The following is a 24,911-nucleotide window of genomic DNA, read 5'->3' on the forward strand; positions in this document are numbered from 1 at the left end:
GTATAACTAATAACTTATTCAGGTAATTTTTTAAATTAACTACGAGGATAACAACGATGACTACTGAAAATAAATTAGACGAATTAAAGGCAAAAGCGGCAGATGCAAAAGTACAAGGTGAAAAAGCTTTGGAAGATTTAAAGGATAATGCAAAAGAGAAACAGGCTGCTGGTAAAGAAGCAGTAGAAGAGAAGGTAGACGAGTTAAAGGCAAAAGCGGCAGATGTAAAAGCAAAAGGTGAGAAAGCTTTTGAAGACTTAAAAGAAAATGTGAAAGAGAAACAAGCTGCTGGTAAAGAGGCAGTGGAAGATAAGGTAGATGAATTAAAGACGAAAGCGGCAGATGCAAAAGCAAAAGGTGAAAAAGCTTTTGAAGACTTAAAAGAAAATGTGAAAGAAAAACAAACTTCTGCAAAAGAGGCAGCAGAAGATAAAGCCAATGATTTGAAAGGCAAACTTGAAGATGCTCAGCATAGCTTGCAAGACAAGTTTGATCACTTACGTACTGAAGCCGCTCACAAATTTGATGATGCTAAAGCAAAAGCCGCAGAATTAAAGGATGAGGCTGCTTCAAAACTAGATGAGCTAAAAACTCAAGCAACTGCAAAGTTTGATGAATTGAAGAAAACAGCAACAGATAAACTCAATAAATTAAAAAAACATGATGCTGATGAGTAATGTTATTTGAGTAAAGATCTGCACTGCTCAATCGAATGATGCGGCTTTAAAATTAGCAATTATTCATTTCGAGATGAGCGAGTGTGGATCAATACTGTTACACTAGCTCCAATAAGCTGTAATGATCTGTTTTTGGAGTAAACAATATGTCTTGGCTTTCTTCATTAAAGTCCGTTTTTTCACCCGCCCAAGAAGTGAAAGAAGATGAAATCCAAACCGTACTCCAAAATTATTTGCTCCCACATTCAAAAGATGCCTTAAAAGAGCGTATTAGTCAGCTTCAAGTGCAAGGTCGGGTTTTACAACTTACCATTAATACATTCCCTGATGAAAAAGAGCATTTGCAGCAGATTCATGATGAATTAGCTGATGCCTTAGAAAAGTGTGGTATTGAAGAACTTAACTTACATGTAGTTCAACAAAAGCGCCCTTCACAAGAAAGCACAGGGCAAGGTTGTTCATCTAAAGCACCTAAAGAAAATTCGAACTTACCTCCGGTAGTTGATGCTTCAACTAAACCTGAACCTGATCCAAACAATCCACCGATTCAGAAAGCTGCTCCCCAACAAAGAGATGTTCCACTTCATCCGCGTATTAAGAACGTTATTTTAGTCTCTTCTGGTAAGGGCGGGGTTGGTAAATCGACAACCACTGTTAATTTAGCACTTGCCTTACAAAAAATGGGTTTAAAGGTTGGCGTGTTGGATGCAGATATTTATGGTCCAAGTATTCCGACCATGCTTGGCAATGCTGGAAAAACGCCTCTTATTGAAAGTGAAAACTTTGTACCCTTAGACGCTTATGGTATGGCGGTTCTTTCTATCGGACATTTAACTGGCGATAACAATACACCCGTAGCATGGCGCGGTCCGAAGGCAACAGGCGCTCTAATGCAATTGTTTAATCAGACACTTTGGCCTGATTTAGATGTATTAATGATTGATATGCCACCAGGTACAGGTGATATACAGCTTACTCTTGCGCAGCGTATTCCTGTTACTGGTTCAATTATTGTAACTACCCCACAAAATGTTGCTTTATTAGATGCAACCAAAGGAATTGAGCTATTTAATAAAGTCGGTATTCCTGTATTGGGCGTGGTTGAAAATATGTCTACCCATATTTGTTCAAACTGTGGGCATGAAGAACAGATTTTTGGTATTGGTGGCGGTGATAAGCTCTCGGAGCAATACCATATTCCATTATTAGGCCGTTTACCTCTAAATGCTCAAATACGGGAACATGCAGATCAAGGTAAACCTAGTGTTGTAGCTATGGATGACGCAGCTGATAGTTATATCGATATTGCTAAAGCAGTATGGCAGCAGATTGAAAAAATTCCTCAGCGTACACGTGATGATAAACGCATCTTTTGATTTATATAACCCGACTCAAAGTCGGGTTTTTTATTGGTCGGTTAAAAGAAAAATTTAAACCACTGAATCTAACTAACAAAGCTAAACTTGAATTTGGCATATAGATTGCTACTTTACATTTAAAAAAGTGAGAGATGAAAATGCAATTTAAATATATGGCTGGCGTAATTAGCGTATGTAGTACTTTATTCTTGGTTGGATGCAACGACGACCACTCATCAGTTTCGCAAACATCGACAGCTCAAGAGCAAAAACAGAAATTACAGCCAATTATTATTCAAGGTGCATTACCTGTAGAGTCACAACAGTTGGCAGCCAAATTACAGAATGTGACGGTTGAAACTGTAGGTGGATGGACATTCTGGAAGGGAACTCACAATGGCTATCCAATGATTATCTCTAAAACACGCATGGGCATGAGTAATTCTGCTGCTGCGACGGCTTTGGCAATCGAGCGTTATAAACCGATTGCGATTATTAATCAGGGAACAGCAGGTGGTCATGACCCTGATCTACATGTTTACGATATTGTTTTAGGAAAATATGCAACTAATATAGGTGCTTTTAAAACACCAAAACAACCTATAGGAGGAGGTTCAAATTCACTCAAATGGGTTGAAGCGTTTGATGTGTTGCCAACAGATGAGTCTGATCCTGAACCTATTCAGATCCGTAAATTTGAAGGCGATAAAGAACTATTAATGGCGGCTCATAAAGTCCGTTATGATAAGGGGCAAGTTGTTGAAGGGACCATTGGTTCGGCAGATGTGTGGAACAATGAACTTGATCGTATTCAATTTTTCCATCAACGTTATGGTACTTCTGTTGAAGAAATGGAAGCAGCATCCGTTGCACAAGTCGCTAAACAATTTAAGGTCCCATTTTTAGGAATTCGAATTTTATCTAATAATATTACTAATAAAGGAGCATACGATCCACATACTGGAGAAGCTTGCCAAGACTACGTGCTTAATGTAGCCGAAGAATATATGAAATCAAAACTACCAAAATAATATTTTAATTTTAGGCAAGAAGATGAAGGTTAAAGAGCATCTTCTTGTTTTTTATGGCCCGGTCTGTTTCTCCAGTTTCGGATCACCATCCAACGCCAGAAAACCTCAGTCACTAAATAGAGAATGATTGCAAACACAAGGGCTTCAACAATAAGTCCTGACATTAAAATTTTAGCAAGACTAAAATCAATATGGCCATGCCCTAAGTGAGTAATCCATCGAGAAATCTGGTGTAATACACCTAAGAGCATCTTTTTATTGATCATATGTACATGATAAATATGGGCACCAAACCAGAAGCCAACATATAAAATAGGAACTAATGTAAGTGGGTTACTAAGCCAAGCAAGCATTAAACTGATAGGCAGATTAACTTCAAATAACAATACCGCCATCACAATAAATACACTGTGAAATGGTATAGGTAATAAACCGAAAAAAGTTCCTACGAAAACGGCTCTAGTAATAGACTTACGATTGACATACCAAAGCACAGGATTAAGGGTTTTTTGCCCAAAAATCCTTAAAAATTTCATATTTGAAACTTTCTCTGGAGAAGGAAGCCAAGACTGAAAAAATTGCTTTGCCATAATCATAGGATAGTAGAGTGCGATGACTCATATAAAGACACAAAAAACAATATATTAATTGAAACTTATTAAAAGCTTAAAAATTAAACTTACTGCGTAACTATTTATTATAGAGGCTTTTGATGAGAAAACAGATTTTAAATAAAAATACTTATATTACTTAATACAATTTGGCACTCAAAGCCTCATAACTGACTCTAAAGTTTTTTAGTCTGTTTTTAAGAGGAAGTTCATATATTTTTGTTTTTTAATAAAATTTAAATATTTAAAATTAATTTTTTAAAAATAAGTCTTACAATTAGATTTTGCCTTCTAAAAAAATATCTATTAATCTGAAATGACTACATTGTGAGGTCATTCAATGATTTCATGGCTTTTTATAGGCTTAGTTGCCACGATTTTACTTACCCCTGGCCCAACAAATACTTTACTTGCATCTTCAGGTGTACAAGTGGGGCTTAAAAAATCTGCGAGACTCATTCCAGCAGAAGTTCTTGGGTACGTGATTTCAATTTCAGCTTGGGGAATGTTAATCGGGAAAGTTTCCGCAACGCTTCCTTTTTTACCTCCTATGCTTAAGTTGCTGAGTGCTTGTTATATTATTTTTTTAGCAATTAAGTTATGGCATACAGCCAATCAACACTTTGAACTAGAACAGCCCACAATTCGACCACGTGAACTATTTTGTGCAACTTTACTAAATCCGAAAGCATTACTTTTTGCTTCAGCGATTTTTCCTGTTACAGCTTGGTCTGATTTTCATATTTATTTAATTCATATGCTGACTTATTTAGCTTTGATTACACCGATTGCTTTATTCTGGATTTTCTTAGGATCAGTTTTGGCTGCTAATAAAGTGAGTTGGTTAAATCAATCGAATCTACAAAGAACAGCTTCACTAATTTTAGTCAGCTTTTCAATTCCGATTAGCTATTCTGCGTTATTAAACCTTTAAAACCATTTCCGAGCTATTCTTATCAAGCAGAGTAGCTCACGTCTTGTTTTCATAATTGCTTTTTTACGTTAAAGTACGTCGCAATCAATGAAATTACCTTTTGGATAGAAAATACATGGCTATTAAGTCTGATCGTTGGATTCGCGAAATGAGCGAAAAACACGGCATGATTGAACCTTATGCAGAGAATCAAGTCCGTTTTGATAAGAATGGCGAAAAATTGATTTCCTATGGGGTCTCTAGCTATGGTTATGACGTACGCTGTGCCCGTGAATTTAAAGTTTTCACTAACGTACATTCTGCAATTGTTGATCCGAAAAATTTTGACGATAAGAGTTTTATCGACATTGAGTCTGATGTCTGTATTATTCCGCCAAACTCATTTGCGCTAGCGCGTACAATTGAATATTTCCGTATTCCACGTAATGTTTTGACTGTATGTCTTGGTAAATCAACTTATGCGCGCTGCGGTATTATTGTAAATGTGACTCCTTTAGAGCCAGAATGGGAAGGCCACGTTACTTTAGAGTTTTCAAATACTACTAACTTGCCTGCGCGTATTTATGCGGGTGAAGGTGTAGCGCAAATGTTGTTCTTTGAAAGTGATGAGGTTTGTGAAACTTCTTATAAAGACCGTGGTGGTAAGTACCAAGGCCAAACTGGCGTTACACTTCCTAAGACCTAAGTTGTATAAGTTAGATTAAATTTTTAAAAATCGGGTCACTTTAAGTGGCCCAATTTTATTGAAAAATAAAGAAAGTGGCGTTCATCGGAATATTCATAAATGAACGTTTTCTTTTGTAAAAAATGATATAAAATGATCAATAATTGATTTGTTTCTTTGAGATGTATCACACAAATGAAAAGAAACGAATCATAAATATCGGCATCTTCTTTAATCTATTTGATTTAAGAATACACTAAAGAAAGAAAAGCCAAATAAAAAGAAATTAGATTATGCCCCCAAGGATACGGAGGTCGGTCATGCGACATTTTAAGTCTCTTCATACAGCTATTCTAGCACTTGGAAGTCTATGCTTTTCTTCAGCATATGCTGGTTCTACCTTAGTCCCAATGTCTGATGCTGAGTTATCAGCTACTCGTGGCCAAGCCTTGATGAGTATGTCTTATATCGCACCTACCGATGCTGCAAGTAACTCCAGCACTAACGGGAATATGGGGTTCTATCGACTTGCCCTAGATGCTCAACTAGAAATTAATGCCAATATTAAAAAATTACAGTTAGGTTGTGGTGGTGTCAACGGAGCCGGGGCTTGTGATATTGATATCGATTATTTGAGTCTAAGTGGCGGTACTGTGGATAGTACCAGTGCGGAACGAGCTGCATCTTCAGCTGTTATTACCAACCCATTTTTAGAGTTTGCAGTTAAAAACCCAAATTCAGCCTCTACACGTGAAATACAAGGGTTCCGATTAAGTGCAAAGTCGCTTTCTGGCTTACTTACTTTTGGTTTACAAAATGGTGATGCTGCAAGTGGTATTAACTCTTTGAGTGGATACTTAGTGACTAAACCGACAGGGGGCACGGTAACTACGAATCCTTACTACGGTATTGCCCAAGATGAAACAAATACAGCAATTACTGGGCGAGCAACTGTTATTGGACAAGGCGCGACAGTTCCATTTACCTCTACTGCTTATAATTTAAATTTAGGTGTAGGTACGGGGACGTTGTCCATGGGCCAGCAAATTATTACGGGTAAACGTATAAATACCGCCAATTTAAATGCGACTGCAAAAGTCGGGGGACTTGCTATTACTGGCACGTTAAATGCCACAGCTTCTGTACTAGGAATCCCTATCCCAATTTCGGGTAATGTAACAGGCTCTGTAGATAATCTGGATGTTAACGTAGCAATCAAACAAAGTTTAGGTTATTTCCATGCTGCGCAATTAAATGGCTCCGCTGGTTATTTATCTGTACAGGGTGTGAATATTCTATGGCCAGAGGCTGCCTCTACAGCACAAACAGGATGGTGGTTAGAGCTTACAAATCCGATTGATATTGGTCAAATTACCCCAACAGGTAGCGTTGATATTGCACTTTCTACTATCGTTGATGCTTTAGGGCAAGTTAGTGCTTATTTGAATAGTCCAGGTCATGCAGTAGATTGTGGAGCTTTGGCAACTAACTGCTTAATTGCAGGAAATCTTCCTGTAGGAACAGTGGACTTGACTGGTAAAACCCCAGCTTCCATGGCTTTGACTAATGTAGTGCTACAAAAACAAAATTTCTCAGCTAACTGTTATGGTTCTTTAAAATTCTGTTGATTGAGTTAAGTGTTTTTACAATTTTTTCATTCATCGGAAAAATGCATTTTTGCTGATTTAATTTTGCATTTGAGTAAATATTCAGCATAATGGAAATGTGGAAAGGTTGGCAATTTTAAAAGTTTGCCCCTTGTGAGATGGAAAAGGAAATCATTTTATCTCACATCAAGGACTGTTAAAGAAAAAGAAATATGGTGCACAGCATCGTATAAAACAGGAAGGTCACGATGACTACACTTAATTATACGGTCAGTTTTCAAAAAACCGTTTTAGCAAGCTTAATTGGCCTTTGTTTAAGTCAATCGTGCTTTGCTCTTGAAGAACTTTCTGATGCCGGTTTAAGTGAAATGACGGGCGAAGGTATTGCAATATTACCCCAAAATGCATTTATGGTATTTCGTGGTGCTGGCCCCAATGAATCTGTAAATCAAATTATTACCGATCGTAGTAAAGATACTGGTTATATTAACTATGTCCCTGTGGGTCCTTTAAGTGTTGCCGCTGCTGATACCAGTGGGAATGGCACTGTAGGGCCTGAAGATAAAGCAGTAGGTAAGGCTGATATTTTTCTTTATGGCTTAGCACTTTCTAAATCAGACGGTGATGCAAACTCACGTCTAGCCAATACAGCAACAGCAGCAGCCATTTCAAGCTGGGGAACAGGTGCAAACCCTTGGGTATTTAAAGTAAAAACTGCGAACAATGTTCCTAACTTTAGTACCACAGATAGTGGTGTTTATCCTGTTACATATCTATCTTTAGAAGCGCCTTTATATCAACCCACAATTGATGGTGCAGCGGGAGCAGACGCATATAATTTAAAGTTAGGATTTTGGGCTGATGCATTTGTAAGAAATCCTAATATTGTGGCAACTGCAGATGGTTCTTTAGCACAATTCCAATATGGCGATAGTAATGGATTAATTGGCACCAGTATCGATACAAGTCGTGCCAATCGGTTGCGTTTACAAGGCGTTCTTAATGGCTTTAGTTTAAATGGCAGCCAGATTAGTATGTTCCAAACGCTAGGCGGCGCAACTACTGCGGGTGGAATGAGTCCTTTTTATAATAATACTTTAGGCATGTCTGGCTTAGTCCGCTTAAATACCGGTGATAGTAAAAATACAAGTATTGTGAACGAGAATGTTACTAGCCAAACTCAAACCTATGCAACGAGCGCCAATAATGGTTGGCAAACAGTACATGCGGGTGCAAATTCAACTTTAAGTACGAGTAGCAGTGGAGATTGTGGTAATAGTGGTACAGGAAGCTTTAGTACATCACGTGGCTGTCGCTACTATGTAGAAAACCGTACCAGAACAGATACAAAAACATCAAGTAAGACACGAAGTGATTTTAATGATACTAGTAAAGTCTTAAGATTTAGTACTCGTGAAACTTCAGATTCACCAAATGCATCAAATAATTTATATACACCAGCATTAGACGCAACTGGTGCTATCGCACCGAAGTTTGCCGATAGTGAAGGTTTATATTTATACAATCCAAATATTAACCTAGTATTAGGTAATTTATATCAACCACTTATTTTAGGATCTGATGGTAAAAATTTTAGTATAGAAATTGCGCGAATTGCAAATAAGCCAGAAATATATAAGCAGATTTATACGGATTACACCGGAGCGGACGCCACCTATAAAGGTTCAACTTGTAATGTTTATTCGTGTGCTAACCCAACACACAGTAGTATTGCAATCGGGACGGTTTACAGCCCTGATAATGGAAAAACCTTGCTAGCAGACACAAGTGAAGGCGCAATAGGCGTTTCATTTGGCCGTTTAATTTCAGCAGGTACACAAGTTTCCGGAACCTCTGCTGGTAGTCTAGTGTCATTGACTAACTCTGTGTCTGGAACAACATCTGCCACCATGACTGAAGTCCGCTACAAACAAAGACAACAAAATACTCAAGTATGGAATCAAACCTATAGTTGTGGTCTGTTTAATACAAATTGTGGTTATAGTGCTGTTGGGTATTTATATCAATGGGAATACAACCAAGGTACAGGTACTTGGGCCATAACAAATCCAACAGCAAAACCAGCCGATGCTGCGAAGTGTTCTGGTGCATTAGGTTGTACGAGTACTTCCGGTTCAACTCCAATGTATGGAACTACTTCAAACCGTGACTGGAGTAACGCTTCTATTCCATGGCTGACTTCACGAAATGCAGTCGTCAACGATTTAATTGGTAGTAGTAACGGCACCACAGGTTATGTTATTCCAACTGCTAATCAGGCTCCAGCATTAACGAATATCAGTCCACTAAACAATTTAGGTTCTGCTGTGGTGGATGGTTTGCTTATCCAGCATTTAAAACTAACAACGAAAGGTCTATAAGAGGAGGATAATGCAATGAAAAAAATAACTGCTTTACTCCTTACCCTGTGTGTTGCAACTGCGACTCATGCGGAGCTACAAACCTTAGATAATGATGCACTACAGGCGATTAATGGCCAAGCAGGTGCCGATTTATCACTCGTGCTTAATTTAAACCAAACCAATAACAGCATATTTGATAATGGCAGTGGCGGTGTTTGTGAAAATGTAGAGTTCTGCCATATTGGTTTAGCTATTAACAAGCGTTTTGTGCAAGCAGATGCGACGAAACCAAGTGGTTGGGCAGAAAATAGTGATAGTGGTAATAAGCTTTGGTTGGTGTTTAAAGGCGTACAAGGAACTTTAAACATTCAAAAAATGGGTTTGGATGGTGCTGATTTAAAGTATCTTGATAAAACCAATACAGAAATTATTAAGCCCGCAATTCAACTGAGTTTTAGTGCTGCACAGCCAATTTTAATACGTAACTTTGGTTTTAATGCTTTATCGATTGAGCAAGATAACTTTAGCAGCTCAACAACGGCACAAGGCTCAAGTGCCAATATGTATGATTATGCATATTTTAAAAAGCCAACCTACGCAGCGACTGCAAACAGTGCAACTCAACAAGTTGCAACGGCAACACCTTCTGCTTATGACTATGGGCGTGAAACAGGTTTTATGGGCCTCATGATGAATGGGAATTTGGCAATTCAAGGAAAAGTCATGGTGTTTAGCTGTGATGGTAGCCATCCCCGTTGTTAATGGTTAATGTAGATTTCAAAGGAACTGAAGTGATGAACAAAAATAAAGAAAGTCACGGCTCAAAGTTTATTTTAAATACATTAGCAGCCAGCATGTTGTTAGTGAGTGGACAAGTTTTTGCTTTAGAAGCTTTAACGGATGCCGATTTGAGCGCAGTCAATGGTCAAGATGGAATCTCGATTCAAACTACGTTTAATGAAATTAATATTGATAATGCTTACTGGGACGACCATGCAGGCACGCCAACAAGTGCTGATCAGGTTTTAAGAGCTCAAGCGAGCGGTGTAAAAATACAAAAAAGTAATGCTTCTACACAAGCTTTAGGAACGAACTATCGTTTAGATGTGGGAAGTAATACAACTACAGGTAAAGCTGGCATTGATTTTTCTATGCAAAGCAGTCCCTCCCTTATAACTGTAAATAGCGTTAAAGTGTGTAATAGCTCTGCTACCTGTTCACCAACAATGGGGCAGATGGCGATACAAACAACTTCTCCTTTAAATTTAGCATTGACTACTCAAGATGGTTTATTTAGCCCCAATAGTCAGTCCAATATGACGCTGGGTATAAATAACGCAAATATTTATTTGGGGCAATTAGACGCACGTAGTCAGCTAAACCAACTGATATTAAAGAACTTTAATTTTAATTTTGTGGGTAAAGGGGTCATGTTTATTGATCCTATTCGTGGCGTAGTTTTACAAACGAATACCGGAACAAATGTGGCTGCTGTTGGACAAACCCCAAATAGTACTTATGGCTATGTCGATTTTAATCGCGTTGCTGATTCAGCTTCCGGATTAACAGCAGGTACTTATGTTGATAGTAATGGCAAAGTGACTAATTCGGGTTTGAACATTGAAGTAATGCTCAGCTCCAATGTTGATAAAACTAATCCCTATGGATTGGATGCGACCAATACACCGCAAAATTCAAAAGGTTTAATTCGATTGGGCGCAAGCGGACGTATGGTAAATAGTTATTTACAAGTCCGTGGTATGGATGGTTCTTCAGATACAACCACTCTAGGTACTGCGAATACGGCTTCGGGTACGACTTCAAGTAATAGTATTTTAGGTAATACGGGAATTGCCTTCCGTATGAAAGGTGAATTCACCAAAGATAATGATTCAATGCTGGGTTCAGATGGTAAAGCCACGACTTTAGAAATTGGTGGGGCAGGTTTAAATGCCTACGGTTTCGAGTTTGGTAATTTAACTGGACTGAATTCAGCTACACGTGGTTACTTTGATAGCGGAAATATTTATTTAAATCTTGCCGATACAAAAACCTTATTAATGCCAAATAACGCAACCTTAAATAGTATTCGTTTAGGTTCTGGTACTTTAACAACCGCTGCCGATTATCAACATAATATTCATCGTGATACGGTGACTAATCCATTTAGTTTAATTCTTGCGATGCGTGGAGCCGAGTTTCAGGCATTTTCAAGACGTGGCCGTTTTACCACAAGTGCGAATGTCGCTGCTGCCAATCAATTTGCAGACAATGGCTTAAGTAACCAATGGGGCTTGGCGTTACCTTTTTATAATTTAAATGCCAATGCTGCTGTTTATGGTGTAGATGCACCTGCAAATAGTGCTTATTACTATACAAAAGATGCTAATGGTAAACCGATTCAAAATGCTGTGGGTACTTCGGGAACAACTTCGCGTTTAGGTTTTGGTGTCGCTGTTGGAACAACAGGACGCGATGCAGGTGGAACTAAAACGACTTCAATTTTATTAATTGATGGTTCTCCAAACGCCAATAATGCGGGTAATCCTACCGACTATTACATGGGTTTACGTAATATTGATATGTTCCTAAAAGGTAATGGCACTATCGGTTTGGAAAATGGCAGTCTCAATATTAGTTTAAGAGAAATGCTACTTGCTTTATCTACCGAAATTGCAGCGGGTTATTTACCGGGAGCTAAATATAAAACTTGTCCAGCAACAGGATCTTGTACTTCACCGATCGATAACTTTGCCAGAAATAATGATGTCTTATTTGGCTTAAAACTACGCTTAGGCGGCGATTTAAATTTATCGATTGTGCCAAATAGTTCGATTGCCGATGGTAGTGCTTTAACTGTTTTAGGTGATTTTACAATGCCTGCTACAGCAACTGGAAACTCAGTTCAGATTAGTGACCCAATTGATGGCTCTGCAATTGGTTTTGAGAATATGACTGGTAAGCTTGCGTTTAACACGGCGTTAGTTGTTGGAAAAGACAGCGCGAGTGGTTTGGGTAAGGTGGGTGTAAATACCGCAGTGTATTTTAATCCCGATAAAAATATTGATGGTGCTTTACGCGTTAAAGATATTAACTTCTATCCACCTTCAACAGGGGCAGGCGCACGTTTAGGTGAACTTGCAATTACTGGTGGACGTTTAAATAGTAGCTTTAGCATTGTGCCGAGAAATGGTGCTTTTAACTAATAAAGTGGTGATCTCACCACTTTATATAAAAAAATTATTTTAAATGTGATTGGATTTGCATTCGTCGGGTTATAGGGATAATTGTTTTGTAGTTGCATTTTATTCTGATAGTCTGAACAAATAATAAGCGTTTGTCTCTTAAGGATTAGAGCGACATGAAAAATAAAAATATAGGGTGCTGGCTATTACTTGCCACTAGTTCAAGTGTTTTTGCGATGCAGCCTTTGGATGATCAAAGTCTTTCAGCAACGACGGGTCAAAATGGTTTAACGCTAGGTATTCAGGCCGATAAAGTTAAATTTAATCAAGTCGCACTCATCGATACTAACGGTATTGCCTCTACCGCTTACAATAGTAAAGCTGGTCTTGTTATTGCTGGAAATGCGGCCAATCCGGTTCCCGGTATTGAGTTTATTAAAGCAGCTGCCTCAACTAATCCTTCTTTTAATATTGCTATAGATACCGATGCAGGCGCGGGTAAACCTTTCGTAAATTTAGCTATCACCATGGGAAGTGATGTAAACGGTATTCAACTTTTACCATTTTCAGTTTATTTAGCACCTAATACTTCGCTTTCTAGCCCCTCTGATTATGCAGTGACCAGTTATGCCCCAAAATCAATTTTTAGTTCGGGAACCACGGTAAATACAGGAGTGAAAGAACTTATTCGCTCTACTGGAAATTTGGATATTAACTTTGTACAGACCAATAAACCTCGTTTAAACATTCAATTGGGGCATGCTGCTCAGTCTGTGATGGTCAAATTTGGTGGAGCAATTCAATCGATTTGTTCTGCTGCATCTGGTTGCCCAATTACTCTGGTGTCCGATTATACAGGTGCTTCATTTGGGTTTAAATTTGCAGGGACAAATCCATCTACAGGTTTTGTTCTTGATGGTTTCTATGCAGGAGTTGATCCGACTGGACTTACTTTTGGCAATACGGGGGCATCTAGTAAATTTGATGCATCGCTTAACAATGTAACTTTAGGAAATGCAGGCCTACAAAGTCCAACAACGTTTAATAATTTACCTAATGGGTCTATGGGGAGTTTTGGAGTTACGGGTGCTTCGGTAACCGACTTTAAAATGAAAGTAAGCGGGTTTTAGAACTACTTACTTAACCTGAAATATAAAAAGAGGGGGTATAAACAGCCATCCTCTTTTATAAATCTTAAGTGATTAATGATGTGATGAACTGGTTTGTTCTAACTTTTGAACAATTTCATCTAAAGCTTTAATTCGTTTAACTTGGTCCCATAATTCTTTCGCTTGAGGATAGGCTTTAGTCATCATGCCTAACCATTGCTTATAACGACCCACCATTCCAATTTCTGTTTTGGCTTGACCATTTAAAAAACGGATTTGCAAGTCAACGAGTTGTTCCCAAGTAAATAATGCGTCATCCATATTATTACGAATGCATTGGGTTAAATCAGGCGTCGTCACAGCACCACGACCAATCATTAAATCTTCACAACCAGATTGCTGTTGGCAGGCTTTAGCATCGGCATTGGTCCAGATTTCGCCGTTAGCAATTACATTAATTTTTAAAGCTTCTTTAATCGGTAGAATTTTTTCCCAGTAGGCAGGAGGTGTATAGCCATCTGCTTTTGTTCGGGCATGAACGGTTAACCAGCTTGCACCAGCATCTTCAACTGCATGGGCATTTTCCATAGTGTGGTTTTCATCAAGATAACCCAAACGCATTTTTGCTGAAACAGGAATGTGTGCAGGTACTGCATCGCGGACTGCTTTAATAAGCAGATGTACCACGTCAGGTTCATCAAGAAGTACGGAACCACCTCGGTGTCGATTAACTGTTTTTGCAGGGCAACCAAAATTAAGGTCGATTGCAGGAGCACCTAGCTCAACCACTTTTGCAGCATTTGCTGCCAGCATATCTGGATTGTTCCCTAAGAACTGGACGTGAACTGGCGTACCTGCGGCTGTTTTACCGTCGTTCTTTAACTCAGGACAAAAACTATAATAGATATGGTCTGGCAAAATGCTGTCTGTAACGCGAATAAACTCGGTTACACACCAGTCGAAGTGACCAACAGATGTGAGTGTATCCCGCATGATCGGGTCAGTTAAACCTTCCATTGGAGCGAGTATGAGTTTCACAGTCTGAGTCACCTGATTAAAACAAAAACAGCGTTATACGGGATATGTATAACGCTGTCTAGTAGTGCTGAAATTTTAATTGTTTTATCGGCCTAATATCATTTCGAGTACAAATTTACTGCCAATAAAACCGATCGCTAATAGAGCAAAACCAATTAGAGTAAAACGAATCGCTTTTTGACCGCGCCATCCGAGTTTGTAATGGCCAATGAGTAATGATCCATAAATAATCCATGAAATAATACTAAATACGGTTTTATGAGCGAGATGTTGGGCAAAGAAGCTATCAACTGTTAAGAAGCCAAACGCCAGAGCAATCGTTAATAAAATAAAACCGGTAATGATTAAGTCAAATAATAAAGATTCCATTGCCTGAATTGGCGGAAGTAAATTGACCCAAAAACGTTTTTTTTGTTTCTTTTTGAGTTCACGATTTTGGAACCATATTAAAATTGCGTGTATGGTTGCCATCAGTAAAACTGCATAGGCAGAAAGTGAAAGAATAATATGTGTATCAAGACCTAGTGAATGCTGCTCGATAAACTGATTTGATTTACTAAATGCAAAACCTAAAATAAGACCAATTGCAGCGACAGGAATGCCAAGTAAGTTTAAAGGCACAATCGGGCGAAATGTACTAAAAATTAAACTTAACAACAACATAAGCCATGATGTAAAAGAAACTAAATTAAAAACATCATAGTTAATTCCTAAAGGCGTCAGCATGGCATGGCATAAAACTGTACCGTGCAGTAGCAGTGCCAAGGTCGTAACAAGAGCAAATAACCATGGGTTTGGTTCACGTTTTGACATTAAACGTATGAACAGATACCAGAAAGAAGTGGTATATGCGATGAGTGCCAAAATTGTATAAACCAAGGGGAGGCTAATCATGTCAAACCTTTTTCAGGATTAATTCATCTAGATAAGATATAAATTCGCTGCGAACTAAAGTATCCTATAGCATTCTATGCATAAATTTTCTATTTCGAGAAAGATTTTTTTGCAACTAGCCATTTTAAGCGGATTTTGCAATGTTTGATACCTTAACAGAACGACTCACGCAGAGTTTAAGAAATGTTACTGGCTCAGGGCAGCTGACCGAAGACAATATTAAAGATACCTTACGTGAAGTACGTATGGCTCTTCTTGAAGCCGATGTCGCGTTACCTGTAACTCGTGAATTTATCGCGAAAGTTAAGGAAGAGGCATTGGGCCAAGAAGTGATGACCCAGTTATCTCCAGGCCAGGCATTTGTAAAAATTGTCTATGACGAACTCACCAAGATGATGGGTGAGGCAAATGAAACACTGGATTTAAGTGCTAAGCCTCCAGTTGTTGTATTGCTTGCCGGTTTACAAGGTGCAGGTAAAACAACCACAGCAGCAAAGCTGGCACGTTTCTTAAAAGAACGTCAAAAGAAAAAAGTAATGACGGTTTCTGCCGACGTTTATCGTCCGGCAGCGATCAAACAGTTAGAAACTGTTTCCAATGAAGTTGGTGCAGGGTTTATTCCATCAGATCCTTCTGAAAAGCCAATTGATATCGTTAATCGTGCAATTGAACAGGCGAAAATCCAGTTTGCTGATGTATTGATTGTCGATACGGCAGGTCGTTTGCATGTCGATGAAGACATGATGGACGAAATTAAAGAATTGCACGCAGCAGTTAAGCCAACTGAAACTTTGTTCGTGGTTGATGCCATGACAGGTCAGGATGCTGCAAATACAGCCAAAGCATTCAATGATGCTTTGGCTCTTACAGGTGTGATTCTTACTAAAACTGATGGTGATGCGCGTGGTGGTGCGGCACTTTCTGTGCGTGCCATTACAGGTAAGCCAATCAAGTTCTTAGGTATGGGTGAAAAGCTTGATGCTTTAGAACCATTCCATCCGGACCGTGTTGCTCAACGTATTTTAGGTATGGGTGACGTACTTTCTTTAGTCGAGGAAGTTGAACGTAAAATCGACAAAGAAAAAGCCGAAAAAATGGCTAAAAAATTGCAAAAAGGCGGTAGCTTCAACTTTGAAGATATGCTGATGCAATTTGAGCAAATGAAAAAGATGGGCGGTATGATGGGCTTCTTAGATAAGTTGCCTGGCATGAGCGGTGCGGGAATTCAGCAAGCGATTGAGCAAGCGAACCCTGAAAAACAAGTCAAAAAGATGGAAGCAATTATCCAGTCAATGACTGTTAAAGAACGCCGTAATCCAGACCTGATGAACCCAAGTCGTAAAAAACGTATTGCGGCAGGTTGTGGTATGGATGTTGCTGAAGTGAATAAACTCATTAAGCAACAAGCACAAATGGCTAAAATGATGAAGAAGTTTGCGAATCCATCTGGTATGAGCAAAATGATGCGTTCATTAGGCAATATGCAAAAACAATTTGGCGGTGGCGGTGGTATGGGACCACTCTTTGGTAACAACGACCAAAAGAAATAAAACCACAAAATAAAAGGCGCTATAAGCGCCTTTTATTTTGTTGCATATTTTAGTCTTTCGGATAATGAGCAATATATTGCTGTAATCCTTTTAGCAAAAGATCTGTTTCAACAGTGGGTTGATATTTCTGTAGAAATTTAGCAAAAAGAGGAGCATCTCCACCCGTAAGTAGGAGTTTTTTCGGGTATTGCTGCATAATACTTTCAATCGTACTAATCAGGCCTAGCAAAATACCATGGTGTACTGCATCAACTGTGTTGTTGCCCGGGTTTAGATTATCAAAAGCCGAATCAGGTATTTTAATACCTTTGGTATTTTGAATCAGTGCATCACGCTGCAAATAAAGATTAGGTAAAATATACCCGCCTAAATGCTGTTTACCCTTGGTTAAATCAATCGTGAGTGCGGTTCCACATCCAATAATACAATAATTTTCATCTGCTTGAGCTACAGCTAACACTTGCAACCAACGGTCAATCCCGAGTTGGCTTGGTACTTCATAACCACATTGTAAGCCTGCATATTCCGAGTGAACTTTGGCAAAAACCACAGGAATTTCAAGCCATTTTAAAATCTGCTGAATACGTTGATTGTTTTCAGTATCAAGTACAGAAGAAATCCCAATACGATGTAGACCTTGATGTTTAAAGTGTTGAATCAGACCCAGCAATAAATCAGCAGGCGACTGTAAATGTAGCTCGGCTGCATGCTCAATAATGTGCTGATCTTCAGTAATCCAGTATTTTAAACGGGTGTTTCCGATATCAAGCCATAAACTTTTCATGGGAAATACCTATTTACTGAGTGGTCTGTGGTCTTAGGCGACCTTGATAAAACTGCTGTGGCTCTGGCGTTTCAAGAATTACTGCACCTTCGTTGGAAATCCCAACAAAACGGCCGTGTACCAACCCCTGACTATGTTCAAACTGAACGAGTTGATTAATCCATGCCGCGTGATGGTTAAAACGTCCTGCCAAGTTATAGCAACCATGATCAAACCAGCGAGCTGCATTTTGAATTGCAATATAAAGCTCAGAAATGAGTTCAAGACGACTCATTTGCTCTAAACCTAAATCCTCTAGAGACGTAATTGGTTGATCACTATCAGTCACTGGAGGTGTTTTTAAATTAATACCGACACCCACAATAGCCTGATGTTGAGAAAGCGGTTCGACCAATATTCCACCCCATTTCCCCTGAGTACTATACAAATCATTGGGCCATTTTACTTGTAAGTTCAAAGCTTGTAACTGCGGGATCTGGAGAATATTTAGAGCAACTTCAAGTGCTAAGCGACCATCTAAGGGTGTTCGAGTTTGCACCAATGTGCTTAAATAAATGTTTCCTTCAGGTGAAATCCATTGCCGTTGATGTTGACCTCGCCCTTGAGTTTGTTGAGCACTGCAAACCAAGCCTGTTGTGATGCCTTTTTGGGCAATTTCACGAATATCATCATTGGTCGAAGTTGTGGTTGCTTTTAATAAAACCACTTCTGGAAGCTGGTTTTTTGCGCTTAAAAGTTGTTGTAGTTGGCGAGTCTCTAAATCCATGTTGAATATGAGCAGAGTGGTAAAACATTTATGGAGTTAATCATATATTTACTCATTGGCGCAATTGCTGGTTTTACTGCCGGATTGTTTGGGGTTGGTGGTGGACTAATTATTGTACCAATCCTCTATGTCGTGTTTACTCAGTTGCACTATGACCCAACTGTAATCATGCATATTGCAGTTGGAACATCGCTTGCAACCATTATTGTGACGTCATTTAGTTCTGTTTCGGCTCATCATAAAAAAGGAGCAGTTCTCTGGCCTGTTTTTCGTAATTTAGCACCGGGGCTAGTGATTGGTTCATTCTTAGGGGCAGGCATTGCCGATCTCATGTCGGGTCAACATTTACAGCTTCTTATTGGTGTCTTTGCAGTTGTGATGGCCTATCGCATGTTTAAAGGCGCAAATGTAGTCGTTGACCCAACACGTCAGCTTCCTTCGACACCTATGCAATTTATGGCGGGTGGTGGTATTGGTATTGCCTCTGCAATTTTTGGCATTGGGGGCGGTAGCTTAACCGTTCCGTATTTAAACCGTCATGGTGTAGTCATGCAAAAAGCAGTCGCGACTTCTGCCGCTTGTGGTTTACCTATTGCTGTAGCGGGTGCAATTGGTTTTATGTGGTTCGGTGCTAAAGAACACATCTCTGTACCCAACACGATTGGTTATGTGCACATCTATGCGTTTATTGGTATTAGTGTCATGAGTTTTATTACGGCCAAATTTGGAGCCAAGGTTGCTCATGCATTGTCACCACAAATGCTCAAAAAATGCTTTGCTTGTTTGTTAGTGGTGGTAGGCAGTTACTTTATTTATAAAGGTTTTACGCATTAAAGCTATTTTTATTTAGAAAATTTTGCAAAAGAAAAGCTTAGACTGTTTGGTTTAAGCTTTTTTTATTTGAGCATTTAAAAAGATTAAAGATAACTTTTTCATCCGATTCCAGTATGGATTTCGCGTGGGTTGGCTTAAAATGCAATAAAATTGTCAGACAATGACATAGTTTTTAATGGATGGGATCAGTTAAAAACAAGGATGCGAAAGAAAAGCATGGATTAATGCATATAAAAAGTAGCGGGTGATTTATGAATCTCGAAGAGACAGAAAGTCTTTCTGAGCAAATTGTCAAATATATTAGCGAACAGATTATTAGCGGCGAATTGGTCGAAGGCGAACGTATACAAGAACTTCGTATTGCTAAAGAGCTTGACGTGAGTAGGGGGTCAGTTCGTGAGGCGCTATTATTACTTGAACGTACGCATTTAATTGAAATTTTTCCGCGTCGTGGTGCAATTGTCTCAGAAATGTCAGCGCAACAGGTTAAAGCACTGTTTGACACAAACGTAATGCTATTAGGGCATATTGTACAACGCATCAGTGAAACATGGCGTGCGCATGAAGCAGACCAATTACAGCTATTATTAGAGCAACTACTTGAGCATGTAAAAGCAGGCGATATCGAAAAATTTTACGATGGTATCTTTCAATATCTGGCTGAACAGCAAGATATGGTAGGTAATCCTTACTTAATGAAGTTTTATAAAGAACTACTACCATCACTACGTCGTAGTTATTTTTTGACCCTAAATACTTCTAAACGAGAGCTGCAAGAAGCATTTGCATTATTTAAACTCGTGACTGATGCAATTTTAATCCGAAAATCACAACAAGCCGCTTTATTTATGGAAGATTTTTGTCGACACTTACGTAACCTTGTGTTGGAATCGCTGACACGAATGAAACAGATTGAATTGGCTTGGGCAAGACGCTCACGCCGCTAGTTAGGGCATTATGCGTTTAAGCAGTTTAAAACTTTCCGGCTTTAAATCTTTTGCAGATAGTACAACTTTAAATTTCAAGGCTAACCGCACAGCAGTGGTTGGTCCAAATGGTTGTGGCAAATCCAATGTTATTGATGCAATCCGCTGGGTGATGGGGGAATCAAATGCCCGTCAGCTTCGTGGTGGTAGCATGCAAGATGTTATTTTTACCGGAACATCCAAGCGTAAACCAGTTGGTGTAGCCAGCGTAGAACTACGTTTTGACAATACCTATGGCAAATTGGGCGGAGCTTATAATGCTTATAATGAGCTCGCTGTTCGCCGTCAGGTCACTCGTGAAGGTAAGTCGGAATATTTTTTAAATGGTACGCGATGCCGCCGTCGTGATATTACTGACATTTTCTTGGGAACTGGTTTAGGGCCGCGCTCTTACGCAGTGATTGAGCAAGGCATGATTAACCGTTTGGTTGATGCCAAGCCTGAAGAAATGCGTATTTTTATTGAAGAAGCAGCAGGTGTCTCTCGTTATCAGGCGCGTCGCCGTGAAACTCTGCAGCATCTTGAACATACCGAGCAGAACCTTTCACGTTTAGAAGATATTGCGCTTGAATTAAAATCTCAGCTTAAAACGCTAAAACGTCAGTCAGAAGCAGCGGTTCAATATAAAACCTTAGAAGGCCAGATTCGTACTCTAAAAATTGAAATTTTGTCTTTTCAGGCAGATAAAAGTGTACGCCTACAAGAAGAATATACCGTTCAAATGAATGAACTGGGCGAAACTTTTAAGTTGGTGCGTTCTGAGTTAAGTACAATTGAACATGATTTAGAATCTACCAGTGCATTGTTTCAGCGACTCATTCAGCAATCTTCACCATTACAACAAGAGTGGCAACAAGCTGAAAAGAAACTGTCTGAACTTAAAATGACTCTAGAACAAAAACAGAGTTTATTTCAGCAAAATAGTACAACACTGGTTCAATTAGAACAGCAAAAAGCTCAGACGAAAGAGCGTTTACAACTTTCCGAACTACAGCTTGAAACACTGAATAATCAGCTAGAAGAACAAACTGAAGCTTTAACAACGGTTGAACATACCGCAGCCGAAGCAGAACAAAACTTTGCTGGTTTACAAGCACAGCAGCGTCAAGCACAGCAACAGTTTGAACAAGTAAAAGCTCAGGTTGAAAAACAACAGCAGCAAAAAATGCAAATGTCTGCGCAAATTGAACAGCTAGGCAAAAATGTTCAGCGCATTGAGCAGCAAAAAGAAACGCTGCAACATCAGGCAAGCCAGATTCAATCGCATGTTCACGAAGATGAACAAGGCGAGTTTGAACAACTACAGCAGCAGTTACGTAATCAAATCTCGGTGCTAGAAGCTGAAATTGAAAAGTGTGTGCAACAGATTGAACAGTCTCAGCAAGCGCATCAGGCAAGTAAAAATAATCAGCAAGCTCTAAAAACAGAAATACAGGTTTTATTATCCGAGCAGAAAAATTTAAGTCAGCTCGTTGCAAAGCAAAGTCCAAAGCAAAACCAAGATGCGTTACGTTTAATGCAAGCACTAGAGTTAACAGAGCAAGGCAAGCCCCATGCGCAGATTGTTGAAAAGTTTTTAGCAAAATGGTTGCAGGCACATATTGTTGAAACTGAAAAAGCCTTTCAGGAAGGAATTGCTCGCCAGTTAAAACCTTCAGCACAAACAAGCAAGTTTAAAGAAAACTTGGCGTGTTTGAACGAATGGATTGCATCACCACAACTCTCAATATTTTCCAATGTGGCGATTGCACAAGATTTATCTCATGCTTTAAATGAGCAAAAGCACCTACAACATGGTCAATCTATTTTGACCTTAGATGGTTATCATGTGGGTGAAGATTGGGTGATTGCTCTTATGTACGATGACGAAAGTCAAAGTGCGCAAGGTATGTTGAGCCATCGTATTCGTCTAGATGAAATTGAACAGGCGCTTGAAAAGCAGCAACCTGAACTACATGCATTAGATCAAATTGTAGTTCAGCAAAAAGATGAGTTGGGACAGTTACAAGCTGACTTACAGCAGAAACAACAAGTTATTAAACAAAAACAAAAAGACTTGCAACAGCTTGATGTCCAAATTGCAAAGCAACAAACCGCAGCTCAAGCATTTTTACTGCAAAAACAGCAATTGAAAGATCAGCTAGCGCAGCTAGACACGCAGCTGGAAGAAGATGCGATGCAAAAAGATGATCTGGAAATTGATTTGCATGCATTGGCAATCAAACTTGAAACTATTTTACCTGATTATAAAACTCTGCAATTTCGGGTAGAAGAGTTAACAGAGCAGCTTGAAGAACAGCAACAAGCTCTACAGCATCAGCAGCAAGAACGCGAGATTTTACGTCGGAACAGTACTCAAACGACACAACAGATCGAGTTGCTTGAGAAAGATATTTCGTTCTTACAGAGCCAATATCAACAAATTAATGCACAAATGGAGCAAGCGAAAAAGTTTGTTGACCCTATTCAGTTAGAGTTACCAAACCTAGAGTCGGAGTTTCAACAACAATTTGCTCAAACTGAAAAGTTGCAAAAGAACTGGAATGAATGGCAGCTTGAACTCAATAGTGTGCAGGAAAAACAACAAACTCTGACGGACCAGCGTCATCAATATCAGCAAAAAGATGAGCAACTCAGAGAACAACTTGAAGCGAAACGGTTAGCATGGCAAGCAGCTAAATCTGACCGTGAGCATTATCAAGAACAGCTTAAAGAGCTAAATGCTGAAATTCAAACGGGCTTAAAAATAGATTTAACCGAGCACCAGCAAAAACTGGAAAAGATACAAAAGCAGTTTGAAAAAATCGGTGCAGTTAACTTGGCGGCCTCACAAGAGTTTGAAGAGGTTTCACAGCGTTTTGATGAGTTGAGCCACCAAATTCAAGATTTGGAAAATACCGTCACTCAACTCAAAGACGCGATGAAAAGCATTGACCAAGAAACCCGTAAGCTGTTTATGACGACTTTTGATCAGATTAATCAAGAGTTGCAAAACCTGTTTCCAAAAGTTTTTAATGGTGGTGAAGCGAGTTTAAGTCTTGAGGATGACTGGCAGTCTGGGGTTAAGCTTATGGCAAGACCACCTGGGAAGAAAAATAGTTCTCTCGCTTTACTTTCAGGTGGAGAAAAAGCGTTAACGGCGTTAGCATTAGTATTTGCTATTTTTAGGTTAAATCCGGCCCCGTTTTGTGTACTCGATGAAGTGGATGCACCACTCGACGATGCGAATGTACAGAGATATTGTAATTTGGTAAAAGAGCTTTCTGAACATGTACAATTCATTTACATTACACATAATAAGCTGGCGATGACCATGGCAACTGATTTGTTGGGTGTAACCATGCCTGAACCGGGTACATCAAAATTAGTCACTGTCAATTTAGAACAGGCAAAAGAATACGGGTTAGTTTCGGAGTCATAGAATGGAAATCAATACGATTATTGGCATCGTTGTTGCCATTATTATCATGCTAGTTGGCTTAAGAATGATTTTAAAAAAGCCAAACCATGCTGAACCCTCGCTAGACAGTGATTTACATATTAATCCTGAAAGTAATCAACCGGTTATCCCTCGTCATGTGCGAGATCAACTTGATCAGTCAGAAGCAGCAGTAGCATCAGCAACTGTGAATGAACGAGTAGAACCAACTTTAAGCGAGCCAGTACAGCCAAAAGAAAAGGAAACAAAAGAAGTAGAACAGGCTTCACAAGCTCAATCAGACCAGACACAAGTACCCGTTGAAAATACTCCAGCAAAAGTAGAAGCAGTTGAAACTGAAGAAAAGACTGTTAGCCCGAGGGTAAATGAAAGTAGTTCAGTTGAGGTAGTGGACCCAGTTTCTACCGAGCCGGAAGTTGTAAGTTCATCAGAAGAAAAAGCTGTAGAAGAACTTGCAAAAACTGAACCGGAATTAAGCTTAAATCCAAATATTGAAACGGCTGAAATTGCTGAGTTTGAAGGTGAAAGCAATATTCTGGATGTACATTTGCATGAACAACAGCGTTATGACGACGAAAGTGCATTAGCGGTCGCTGAGCAAATTATTGCACTCAATGTTTATCCAAATCCGCGCCGTGCGTTATCTGGTGATAAAGCGCTAAAAGTACTTTTAAAATATGGCCTACGTTACGGTGAAATGTCTTGTTTCCATCGTTATGAAAATACCGATGAACCAAGTGCACTTATGTTCTCTGTACTTCGTATGACAGACAATGGTCCAGCTGGTTTTGACCTAGAAACTTTATCTGCTGAACAAGTTCAAGGCCTAGCATTTTTCCTTGCACTTCCAAACAGTAAAGCAGTGACAGGGTTTGATATGATGACCAGTATTGCAGGCCTGATTGCACGTGAAATTGATGGCAAAGTGTATGATGAAAATAATCTTGAATTTACACCACAGTTAAAAGAACATTGGCGTCATCATGTGATTGATTATCGTCCGGCACAGGCAACAGCCTAGTTTAAATTTTTTGTATACGTTGCGATAATTGCAACCTATCTAGTCGCAGCTCAGGGTGGA

Annotated in this window: 20 protein-coding genes; 15 read left to right on the top strand and 5 right to left on the bottom strand. The window is 39.2% G+C overall.

The features are described 5' to 3' along the window. Positions 1-56 precede the first annotated feature (56 nt). From ABLB96_RS06445 to ABLB96_RS06455, 3 genes are all read left to right on the top strand, one after another. Positions 57-677 (top strand): hypothetical protein, encoded by a 621-nt coding sequence (locus tag ABLB96_RS06445; protein ID WP_348895932.1) that lies wholly within the window; start codon positions 57-59, stop codon positions 675-677. 146 nt (positions 678-823) lie between these two features. Beyond that, on the top strand, positions 824-2,053 hold the full coding sequence (gene apbC / locus ABLB96_RS06450) for an iron-sulfur cluster carrier protein ApbC (RefSeq protein ID WP_348895931.1): 1,230 nt from the start codon (positions 824-826) through the stop codon (positions 2,051-2,053). A 140-nt stretch (positions 2,054-2,193) separates the two neighbouring features. Beyond that, positions 2,194-3,066 carry a 5'-methylthioadenosine/S-adenosylhomocysteine nucleosidase gene (locus tag ABLB96_RS06455; protein ID WP_348895930.1) on the top strand — a complete coding sequence of 291 codons (873 nt, stop codon included), beginning with the start codon at positions 2,194-2,196 and terminating at the stop codon, positions 3,064-3,066. A 29-nt stretch (positions 3,067-3,095) separates the two neighbouring features. Here the strand turns inward: ABLB96_RS06455 and ABLB96_RS06460 are convergent, their stop codons facing one another. Continuing rightward, positions 3,096-3,662 (bottom strand): DUF2062 domain-containing protein, encoded by a 567-nt coding sequence (locus tag ABLB96_RS06460; protein ID WP_348895929.1) that lies wholly within the window; start codon positions 3,660-3,662, stop codon positions 3,096-3,098. 355 nt (positions 3,663-4,017) lie between these two features. Between ABLB96_RS06460 and ABLB96_RS06465 the strand changes: the two genes are divergently transcribed. The 7 genes from ABLB96_RS06465 to ABLB96_RS06495 all read left to right on the top strand — a co-directional run bounded on the left by ABLB96_RS06465 (position 4,018) and on the right by ABLB96_RS06495 (position 13,560). Further along, positions 4,018-4,611, top strand: a complete 594-nt coding sequence (locus ABLB96_RS06465) for a LysE family transporter (RefSeq protein ID WP_348895928.1) — start codon at positions 4,018-4,020, stop codon at positions 4,609-4,611. A gap of 115 nt (positions 4,612-4,726) precedes the next feature. After that, positions 4,727-5,296, top strand: coding sequence for a dCTP deaminase (gene dcd, locus ABLB96_RS06470; RefSeq protein ID WP_002120290.1), 570 nt, complete (start codon positions 4,727-4,729; stop codon positions 5,294-5,296). A gap of 299 nt (positions 5,297-5,595) precedes the next feature. Continuing rightward, the gene (locus ABLB96_RS06475; protein WP_348895927.1) at positions 5,596-6,903 is read left to right on the top strand and encodes a hypothetical protein; all 1,308 of its coding nucleotides are present in this window, start codon (positions 5,596-5,598) and stop codon (positions 6,901-6,903) included. Between the two features lie 227 nt (positions 6,904-7,130). Next, positions 7,131-9,263 carry a hypothetical protein gene (locus ABLB96_RS06480; RefSeq protein WP_348895926.1) on the top strand — a complete coding sequence of 711 codons (2,133 nt, stop codon included), beginning with the start codon at positions 7,131-7,133 and terminating at the stop codon, positions 9,261-9,263. A gap of 15 nt (positions 9,264-9,278) precedes the next feature. Further along, positions 9,279-10,007 (top strand): DUF6160 family protein, encoded by a 729-nt coding sequence (locus ABLB96_RS06485; RefSeq protein WP_348895925.1) that lies wholly within the window; start codon positions 9,279-9,281, stop codon positions 10,005-10,007. Positions 10,008-10,039: 32 nt separating this feature from the next. Further along, entirely contained in the window at positions 10,040-12,451 is a 2,412-nt protein-coding gene (locus ABLB96_RS06490; RefSeq protein WP_348895923.1) for a DUF6160 family protein, read from the top strand. Positions 12,452-12,606: 155 nt separating this feature from the next. Then, a complete protein-coding gene (locus tag ABLB96_RS06495) occupies positions 12,607-13,560 on the top strand; it encodes a DUF6160 family protein (protein ID WP_348895922.1) in 954 nt (317 codons plus the stop codon). A 72-nt stretch (positions 13,561-13,632) separates the two neighbouring features. On the opposite strand, the gene ABLB96_RS06500 is transcribed toward ABLB96_RS06495, so the two are convergent. Both ABLB96_RS06500 and ABLB96_RS06505 read right to left on the bottom strand, forming a co-directional pair. Further along, entirely contained in the window at positions 13,633-14,577 is a 945-nt protein-coding gene (locus tag ABLB96_RS06500; RefSeq protein ID WP_348895921.1) for a tRNA-dihydrouridine synthase, read from the bottom strand. Between the two features lie 84 nt (positions 14,578-14,661). Further along, positions 14,662-15,471 (bottom strand): cytochrome c biogenesis protein CcsA, encoded by an 810-nt coding sequence (locus ABLB96_RS06505; RefSeq protein ID WP_348895920.1) that lies wholly within the window; start codon positions 15,469-15,471, stop codon positions 14,662-14,664. A 140-nt stretch (positions 15,472-15,611) separates the two neighbouring features. Between ABLB96_RS06505 and ffh the strand changes: the two genes are divergently transcribed. Further along, positions 15,612-17,021, top strand: coding sequence for a signal recognition particle protein (ffh, locus tag ABLB96_RS06510; RefSeq protein ID WP_348895919.1), 1,410 nt, complete (start codon positions 15,612-15,614; stop codon positions 17,019-17,021). A gap of 49 nt (positions 17,022-17,070) precedes the next feature. Here the strand turns inward: ffh and ABLB96_RS06515 are convergent, their stop codons facing one another. Beyond that, positions 17,071-17,805 carry a pantothenate kinase gene (locus ABLB96_RS06515; RefSeq protein WP_348895918.1) on the bottom strand — a complete coding sequence of 245 codons (735 nt, stop codon included), beginning with the start codon at positions 17,803-17,805 and terminating at the stop codon, positions 17,071-17,073. Positions 17,806-17,818: 13 nt separating this feature from the next. Then, complete coding sequence (locus ABLB96_RS06520) at positions 17,819-18,571, bottom strand: biotin--[acetyl-CoA-carboxylase] ligase (RefSeq protein WP_348895917.1); 753 nt, start codon at positions 18,569-18,571, stop codon at positions 17,819-17,821. Positions 18,572-18,601: 30 nt separating this feature from the next. Here ABLB96_RS06520 and ABLB96_RS06525 point away from each other — a divergent pair, with 30 nt between their 5' ends. From ABLB96_RS06525 to ABLB96_RS06540, 4 genes are all read left to right on the top strand, one after another. Further along, a complete protein-coding gene (locus ABLB96_RS06525) occupies positions 18,602-19,405 on the top strand; it encodes a sulfite exporter TauE/SafE family protein (protein ID WP_348895916.1) in 804 nt (267 codons plus the stop codon). A 251-nt stretch (positions 19,406-19,656) separates the two neighbouring features. After that, entirely contained in the window at positions 19,657-20,352 is a 696-nt protein-coding gene (locus tag ABLB96_RS06530; protein ID WP_348895915.1) for a GntR family transcriptional regulator, read from the top strand. Between the two features lie 10 nt (positions 20,353-20,362). Continuing rightward, the gene (smc, locus tag ABLB96_RS06535) at positions 20,363-23,812 is read left to right on the top strand and encodes a chromosome segregation protein SMC (protein ID WP_348895914.1); all 3,450 of its coding nucleotides are present in this window, start codon (positions 20,363-20,365) and stop codon (positions 23,810-23,812) included. 1 nt (position 23,813) lies between these two features. After that, complete coding sequence (locus ABLB96_RS06540) at positions 23,814-24,851, top strand: cell division protein ZipA C-terminal FtsZ-binding domain-containing protein (RefSeq protein ID WP_348895913.1); 1,038 nt, start codon at positions 23,814-23,816, stop codon at positions 24,849-24,851. Positions 24,852-24,911: the final 60 nt, after the last annotated feature.

Source organism: Acinetobacter sp. XH1741 (assembly GCF_041021895.1).
GTDB lineage: Bacteria > Pseudomonadota > Gammaproteobacteria > Pseudomonadales > Moraxellaceae > Acinetobacter.